The organism is Frankia nepalensis, from assembly GCF_016786325.1.
Lineage (GTDB): Bacteria > Actinomycetota > Actinomycetes > Frankiales > Frankiaceae > Pseudofrankia > Pseudofrankia nepalensis.
Genome location: NZ_JADWYU010000136.1, coordinates 29311 through 37015 on the forward strand (window position 1 = coordinate 29311; position 7705 = coordinate 37015).

The 7705-nt window shown below is 73.3% G+C and carries 4 protein-coding genes and 1 CRISPR repeat array; of the genes, 1 reads left to right on the forward strand and 3 read right to left on the reverse strand.

Going from position 1 to position 7705, the window contains the following annotated elements; genetic code table 11:
- Positions 1-92 precede the first annotated feature (92 nt).
- A complete protein-coding gene (locus tag I6A81_RS43570; protein ID WP_238428258.1) occupies positions 93-2324 on the forward strand; it encodes an NACHT domain-containing protein in 2232 nt (743 codons plus the stop codon).
- Positions 2325-2512: 188 nt separating this feature from the next.
- Here the strand turns inward: I6A81_RS43570 and I6A81_RS18960 are convergent, their stop codons facing one another.
- The 3 genes from I6A81_RS18960 to I6A81_RS18970 form a co-directional block, all read right to left on the reverse strand.
- Entirely contained in the window at positions 2513-3403 is an 891-nt protein-coding gene (locus I6A81_RS18960; protein ID WP_202999910.1) for a hypothetical protein, read from the reverse strand.
- A 158-nt stretch (positions 3404-3561) separates the two neighbouring features.
- Positions 3562-3900, reverse strand: a complete 339-nt coding sequence (locus I6A81_RS18965; protein WP_202999909.1) for a helix-turn-helix domain-containing protein — start codon at positions 3898-3900, stop codon at positions 3562-3564.
- On the reverse strand, positions 3897-5027 hold the full coding sequence (locus I6A81_RS18970) for a tyrosine-type recombinase/integrase (RefSeq protein ID WP_202999908.1): 1131 nt from the start codon (positions 5025-5027) through the stop codon (positions 3897-3899). The genes I6A81_RS18965 and I6A81_RS18970 overlap by 4 nt, the downstream gene beginning before the upstream one ends.
- Before the next feature lie 222 nt (positions 5028-5249).
- A CRISPR array of direct repeats spans positions 5250-7656; the repeat unit is 28 nt; unit sequence GGAAGATCCCCGCGCGGGCGGGGACGAC.
- Positions 7657-7705: the final 49 nt, after the last annotated feature.

Here is a 7705-nt window from a genome sequence, read left to right on the forward strand (position 1 = left end):
CCACCGGGGACTGGCAGGGTCGCGTATTCGACTGTTGCGAGTTCGGCCGGGGCAGCGACGAAGTTTGGCGTGGGGCGGCGATGATGCCGGGTATGGGGGGATCTTCGCGGGATCGGGTGCGTCGGACCGGCATTGTCGCGGTGCTGTTGCTGGTGGGGTCGGTGGTGGCCGCGGTGGTGCTCGCTCGGCGGTATCAGCTGGGTTCGGGGACGGCCCTGGTCGGTTTGGTGGGCGGGGTCACGGGGCTGACGGGGCTGTGGCTGGCCTGGTCGGCGTACCGGGCGGACCGGGAGGAGGCCGCAGTCGGGGAGTTGGACCTGGCTGGGGTCGCTGACCAGTTGGCGGCGGCGGTGCGACGGCAGTGGGAGGACGAGGCGGCGCTGCGCCGGCTCAACGATCCGTATCCGTTGCCGGTCCGCTGGGCGCCGGCCGACGGCGGGCTGGTCGAGGAATGGTCGTCGCTGGTCCGGCTGGCGACCTCCGGCGCCGGCTGGCCACCACCCCCACCATCTGGAACGTGGGCGGCCGGGCCGGCCGGGCTGGCCGGTGGCGACGGCGACCTGGCGGGCCTGCTCGACCGGGTACCGACGGGCCGGCTGGTCGTGCTCGGGGAGCCGGGGGCGGGCAAGACGATGCTCACCGTGCGCCTGGTGCTCGATCTGCTCGCCGACGGGCGGCGCGCGCTGGGCGGGCCGGTGCCGGTGCTGGTCTCGTTGGCGTCGTGGAACCCGTCCGAACAGTCCCTGTATGGCTGGCTGGAAGGGCGTCTTGTCGCCGACTATCCCGGTCTGACCGTGCCCGCCCCGGGTGATTCCGGCGCTAGCCGGGCGCGGGCGTTGCTGGATGCCGGGCTGATCCTGCCGGTCCTCGACGGCCTCGACGAGATCGCCGACGCCGTCCGCGGCGCCGCGATCGCCCGGATCAACGATGCGACCCGACCCGGGCAGCGCCTCGTGCTGACCTCCCGCACCAACCCCTACCGCCAGGCCGTGTCCCCGCCGCGCGAGCCTGAGGTGCGGCTGACCGGCGCCGCAGGCATCCAGCTCTGCCCGCTGGAGGCCGGGGTGGTCGCGGACTATCTGCGCCGCTCGGCGGGCGGCCCGGCCGGCGCCGCCCGCTGGGACCCGCTGCTCGCCGCCTGGCCGACCCCGATCGCCCAGGCACTGACCACGCCGCTGATGGCCACCCTCGCCCGCATCATCTACAACCCCCGCCCCGGCGAACCCGCCCTCGCCGTCGGCAACTCCCCCGCCGAACTGCTCGACCCCACCCGCTTCCCCACCCGCACCACCGTCGAACAGCACCTGTTCGACGGGTTCCTCCCAGCCGCATATCGGCCCCACCCCGATCCCGGCCAGCGCTGCCCCTGGACGGCGACCGACGCCGAACGATGGCTCGTCTTCCTCGCCCGCCACCTCGACCACACCCTGCACGGCACCCCCGACCTCGCCTGGTGGCAACTCCCCCTCGCCCTCACCCCCCGACAACGACGACTCGTAGTCGGGCCCGCGTTCGGGCTCGTGGTCGGGCTCGCGGTCGGGCTCGCGTTCGGGCTCGTGGTCGGGCTCTCGGTCGGGGTCATAGTCGGGCCCGCGGTCGGGGTCGCGGTCGGGGTCGCGGTCGCGGTCATGGTCGGGCTCGTGGTCGGGTTCGTGGTCGGGCCTGATTTTGGGCTCACAGCCGCGGATCGGTTACCGCAGCGCGCGGTGCGCTGGAGAATCCCTCCAGGTTCCGACCTTGTGTTTGGGCTCGTGTTTGGGCTCGTGGTCGGGCTCTCGGTCGGGGTCATAGTCGGGTTCGTGGTCGTGGTCGTGGTCGGGCTCGTGGTCGGACTCGTAGTCGGGTTCGTGGTCGTGGTCGTGGTCGGGCTCGTGGTCGGACTCGTGGTCGGACTCGTGTTCGGGATCTCATCCGTGCCGGCGGATCTCGCGGAAGCCTCGAACCCGACCTCGGTCCTCCACCAAGACCGATCCGCAGCCGGGGTAAACGGGCTCGTGGTCGGGCTCGCGGGCGGGCTCGCGGGCGGACTCGTGGTCGGACTCGTAGTCGGGTTCGTGGGCGGGCTCGTGGTCGGGCTTGCGGCCGGGCTCGTGGTCGGGGTCATGTTCGGGGTCATGTTCGGGTTCGTGTTCGGGCTCGGGGACTACGGTGCGTGGGCGTTGTTCACGCTGACCCGGGCATGGCTGGCCGCACGCGGCCGGCTTCCCCGGAATCTGATGGCGTTCCTGGCCGACGCCCACGAGAAACGCGGCGTGCTGCGCCAGGTCGGCCCGGTGTACCAGTTCCGCCACCTCGAGCTGCAACATCGGCTCGCGCGTCGGTGAGCGGCGTGTCGTTACTGGCGCAGGGCGACGTAGCGGTTCCAGGTGCCGCCGGCGTGGGCGCGTTGGCGGGTGGTGGTGGTCTGGTGGAAGCCGAGGGCGTCGGCGATGACGGGAGCCGGGGCTTGCAGGACGAGTTGGCGGAGCGCGGCGACGCGGGCCTGGACGATGGGCAGGCCGAGGTCCTTGAGCTAGCGCTGGAGGGCTCGGTGGGCCACGGGCTGGCCGGGGATGAGGCCGGGGAACAGCCATCCGTCGGGAGGGGCGGTCGCGGCGAGTTCGCGCAGCATCGTGGCGAACGGCTCGGGCACCGGTGTGGGTGGGTCGCCGAAGCGCAGGGCCGTCTCGCCGTCGCGTTCCAGCACGTCGTTGGCGGTGAGCTGGTGGATGCGGCTGAGGGGCTGGGCGTAGAGCAGTACGAGGCAGGCCGCGACCCTGGCGGGCAGCGGGTCGGTGTCGCTGGTGGTGAAGCGGCGCAGGAGCGCGAGCCGGCGTTGCTGGGTGATCGGCCGGCCGGGTTGGAACGTCTGCTGGTGCGCGACGAGCCCGCGGGGCAGGTCGCCGCGGTCGGTGGCCCAGAGCAGGAAGCCGCGGACGTGGTGGCGCTGGTGGACCCGGTGGGTGGCATACCAGGCGTCGATGTCGGCCTGGCGGAGGCCGCGCGGGTCGATCTGGTGCTCGTGCAGCCAGGTGAGGAACGCCTGTGCCTGGGTGAACTGCTGGGTGGCGTACTGCTGCGCGGTGGTGCGCAGCGGCCGGCGCGACGCGGTGGCGCGTAGCCGTGGTAGCTGATGCCAGAGCGCGAACTGCCGCAGGAGCTGCTCGTGGGGGTGCCCGGCGAGCTCGGCGAGGCGGCGGTGCAGCCACGCCTCGATGTCGAGCAGCCGCGGGTCGGCGGCGGGCAGGACACCGGTGGCGATCAGATGGTGGCGCAGCCGCCGCGCGGCGACCTGGTGCGGCCAGCCGTGCAGGCCGTCATGGGAGAGCGGGACCTGTCCGCGGGCGAGCGCTGTTAGCAGCGCCGCGTTCTGCGCCCGGCGCAGCCAGCGCAGCGTGCCCAGCGGGTCGGGCTCGGCGGCCATGCGGCCGATCAGCGGTGCCAGCGTGGGATGTGGGGCGCCGGAACCGTCGTCGAGGAGCTCCTCGAGGCGCGTGGTCAGCCGGCACGGGCCGCAGGTGGGTCGCCGGCCGTGGTGGCCTGGCGGGACGGTTCCGCAGCGCCAGCAGGGTGCTGGATCGGTCATTCGGGGCGCAGCCGCGCGCGCTTGGGCCGGTAGGCGTCGAGGTCGACGGAGCCGTCCGGGGCGGCGTTGACCGTCTTCGCGGGCGCCGCGGCGTTCTCGCCGCGGGTCGCGATGAGCTGGGCGGGGGTCACCTCGAAGATGTCGCAGAGCGCGGCGAGAACGGGCAGGGACAGCCGTTCCGGGGTCTGGGTGACCAGCCGCCAGACCTGCACCGAGGACAGGTTGATGCCCCGTTCGGCGAGCAGCGGGGCCAGGTCGGAGGCGTTGAACAGGCCGTGCGCGGCCATCGTCTCGCGCAGCCGCCACTGGTAGGAGACCGTCCGTCGAGCCGTCATGGGCGTGCGCCTCCTGTTTCGATCGCGGCCCGCATTATCGCGTCGAGCGCGGTGCGCAGCGTGCGGGTGCGGAAGTCCGAGGAAACGCAGGTGTAGATCGCGGTCGTGGAGGCGTGTTCGTGGCCGACCTGTTGCTGGACGAACAGCGGGTCCCAGCCGTCCTCGATCAGGTGCGTGACGTAGGAGCGGCGCAGCGAGTGGAAGTCGAGTCCAGCAGGAAGATCGAGCGCGGTCCGGTAAGCGGCCAGCCGCCGATTGATGGTGCTCAGGGTGATCCGGCCGGCCCGCTCCGAGGGCCACAGCGCCTTCGATTCCGCGGCGGTCGGCATCAGCGGACGCAACTCGCCGATCCATTGATCGAGGACCTCCACCGTCCACGGCCAGACGGTGAGCACGCTGCGCGGCTTGGGTGCGGAGCCGCGCATCGCCTTGCCGAACCGGACCCGGCAGACCCCGAAGTCGCCGAACTCGCCGGCGTGCGGGTTCGTGCCGAAGTCCGCCAGGTCGAGCATCGCGACCTCCCGGCGGCGCAGGCCGTAGCTGTAGGCGACCTTGAACAGCGTCGCGTCGCGGAACAGCGCCAGCCAGCCCTTGCGCCCCGCGGCGCGCGCCTGGGCAACCTGGTCGTCGGCGTAGTCGAACAGCGCCTGCAACTCGGCGACGGTGAACGCGCGCCGGACCGGCTCGGCTTCGACGTCCTGGACATGCACGGCGGTGTTCCACTCGTGGCAGACCTGCACCGGGTGCGAGCCGAATTGCTGCTCGCACCGCGCCGCCCAGCCGTAGGCAGGGGCGAGCAGGTAACGGCAGAACGCGCCGATGGCGCCGGCGTAGTTGCGGACCGTCGAGCGGCTCAGGCCGCGCACTCCGCGCAGATCCCCCAGCCACTCGTCGAGCATCTGCGGCTGCCACATCCACGGGAACGTGTCCGCGTGCACGGCGAACGCCCGCACCGCCCCGAGCCGCTTCTCGACGGTGCTCGCCGCCAGGTTCCGGGCGAGCTGCTGCGCCTCCCAGCCCGCCAGCATCGCGGCGAACACCTGCTCGTCCGGCCGCAGCAATGCCACCCCGTCGACCAGGTGCAGCGCCGACGAACCCGCCTGTGGCCCTCCCAAACCCCGCTCCATCCCGCCCCTTCCGCCCCGCTTACATCCGATGAAGGGATATTTCACCAGATGAAAGACGGTGGTGGATGACCAGGTCAGCGGCTCCTTCGGCGCCCGCCTTGGGGCCGAGCCAGCGCGCGAAGCCCAACGGCCCCAGCGCCTCCTACGGGAGTGCGTTCAGACGCGAGTGCTTCATCCGATGAAACCCGCAGCGGTCGGAGCAAGATATGTAGAAGTAATACGGGAAGATCCCCGCGCGGGCGGGGACGACCTGTAGTCGATGAGCGGGGCGGGGAACAGGCGGGGAAGATCCCCGCGCGGGCGGGGACGACACACCGCTACGGAGGCCGTGGATGCTGGTTAAGGGAAGATCCCCGCGCGGGCGGGGACGACGCATTCCTCGGGGAATTAGGCGAGTATCCGGCGGGAAGATCCCCGCGCGGGCGGGGACGACTCCAGTCGGGGTGGGTGGCGTCGAACTCGGGACGGAAGATCCCCGCGCGGGCGGGGACGACCGCTCGCACCGGCCGACCTGGACCAGGTAGGCCGGAAGATCCCCGCGCGGGCGGGGACGACCTTTCCGGCGGCATGGAGGTCGTGTCCCGCCAGGGAAGATCCCCGCGCGGGCGGGGACGACGTGGTCCTGGCCCTCGCCGGCGGGGGCCAGGCGGGAAGATCCCCGCGCGGGCGGGGACGACCCTGCGCTACCCCAGAACAGCCGCCCAACCTGGGGAAGATCCCCGCGCGGGCGGGGACGACACGATCAACCGCTGTTCGTCGACGTCTTTGTGCGGAAGATCCCCGCGCGGGCGGGGACGACGCCCTGGTCTGGATCGCCGGCGCGATCTGGTCCGGAAGATCCCCGCGCGGGCGGGGACGACGCGCGGATCGCGGGTGGCAGGATCAGCTCAGTGGGAAGATCCCCGCGCGGGCGGGGACGACGCGTTCTCGACGATCGCCCGACCGTCGAGAGGGGGAAGATCCCCGCGCGGGCGGGGACGACCCGGCCCTCCCCGGACGGGTCCGTCCTACCGCGGGAAGATCCCCGCGCGGGCGGGGACGACGGCCGGGACCACCAGGCCGTCGCCCGGGACGAGGGAAGATCCCCGCGCGGGCGGGGACGACCCGACCTCCATCGTCAGGTCCTTGAGCAGGGAGGGAAGATCCCCGCGCGGGCGGGGACGACTCCGAGATGCGCTCGGGCAGGGCCGCCGTCAGCGGAAGATCCCCGCGCGGGCGGGGACGACACAGCGTTCCGGCGGCGTCGCTGGCCATCAGGCGGAAGATCCCCGCGCGGGCGGGGACGACCGCGCCTCCGTCTCCGAGCTCGGCCCGGTCGTGGGAAGATCCCCGCGCGGGCGGGGACGCCCCGAACCGGGCGGTGGCGGAGAACCGGCGGCCGGGAAGATCCCCGCGCGGGCGGGGACGACTTCCTCGAGGAGAAGGCGGACGTCGCCGACTGGGGAAGATCCCCGCGCGGGCGGGGACGACAGGTGGAGCCCGGACATGTCCTGCGGGTACGCCGGAAGATCCCCGCGCGGGCGGGGACGACCGGGTCTCCGCGTTCGCCCGCCGGACCTCCGTGGGAAGATCCCCGCGCGGGCGGGGACGACACGGGCGGCGGCGCGGGCGTCCGGTCCGGTCACGGAAGATCCCCGCGCGGGCGGGGACGACCACTAGCGGAACCGGTAGGCGTCCAACCGTGGGGGAAGATCCCCGCGCGGGCGGGGACGACTCCGAGATCGCCGCCGCCAGCGCTGACCTGCTGGGAAGATCCCCGCGCGGGCGGGGACGACTTCGCTCCGCCCGCGCTGCGCGCGCTCGGGAAGGGAAGATCCCCGCGCGGGCGGGGACGACGCGAGCGCGGCCTCGGCCTCGCGGGCGGCCGCAGGAAGATCCCCGCGCGGGCGGGGACGACTGGGGCCGAGGGCGTACCGGCCGCGCACGCCCCGGAAGATCCCCGCGCGGGCGGGGACGACACCTACTACGGCCTGAAGGTCCCGAAGTGGGAGGGAAGATCCCCGCGCGGGCGGGGACGACTATGAGGCGCCGAGCGGGGTGCCCACCTATAACGGAAGATCCCCGCGCGGGCGGGGACGACATCGGCCCGTCCGCCATCGCCTCGGCCGAGGCGGGAAGATCCCCGCGCGGGCGGGGACGACCCGCACAGCGGCGAGGCGATCCCGCTCGAACCGGGAAGATCCCCGCGCGTGCGGGGACGACGTCAGCAACCTGCGGCTGTCCTCGGAACTCACGGGAAGATCCCCGCGCGGGCGGGGACGACGCGGCGCTGCTCGGCACGAAGGGCGTGCCCAGCGGAAGATCCCCGCGCGGGCGGGGACGACGGCGGCTACCCGAGCGGGGGAGAGGTTGTGGACGGAAGATCCCCGCGCGGGCGGGGACGACCGGTCCGGCCGGTCGCGCCCGCTCGGCGAGCAGGGAAGATCCCCGCGCGGGCGGGGACGACTCGCGGATGGCGGTGATCAGGTCGTCGATGTCGGGAAGATCCCCGCGCGGGCGGGGACGACCTCCGCGACCAGTGCACGGCGGCCGGTGTCCCGGGAAGATCCCCGCGCGGGCGGGGACGACTAGAGAGCCACCTCGAATACCGCGCCCGCCTGAGGAAGATCCCCGCGCGGGCGGGGACGACTAGAGAGCCACCTCGAATACCGCGCCCGCCTGAGGAAGATCCCCGCGCG

Bases quoted from the DNA above. Each gene is read 5' to 3' on its own strand.
- I6A81_RS18965 (WP_202999909.1), bottom strand. From the start codon at position 3,900: ATGACGGCTCGACGGACGGTCTCCTACCAGTGGCGGCTGCGCGAGACG.
- I6A81_RS43570 (WP_238428258.1), top strand. From the start codon at position 93: ATGGGGGGATCTTCGCGGGATCGGGTGCGTCGGACCGGCATTGTCGCG.
- I6A81_RS18960 (WP_202999910.1), bottom strand. From the start codon at position 3,403: ATGGCCGCCGAGCCCGACCCGCTGGGCACGCTGCGCTGGCTGCGCCGG.
- I6A81_RS18970 (WP_202999908.1), bottom strand. From the start codon at position 5,027: ATGGAGCGGGGTTTGGGAGGGCCACAGGCGGGTTCGTCGGCGCTGCAC.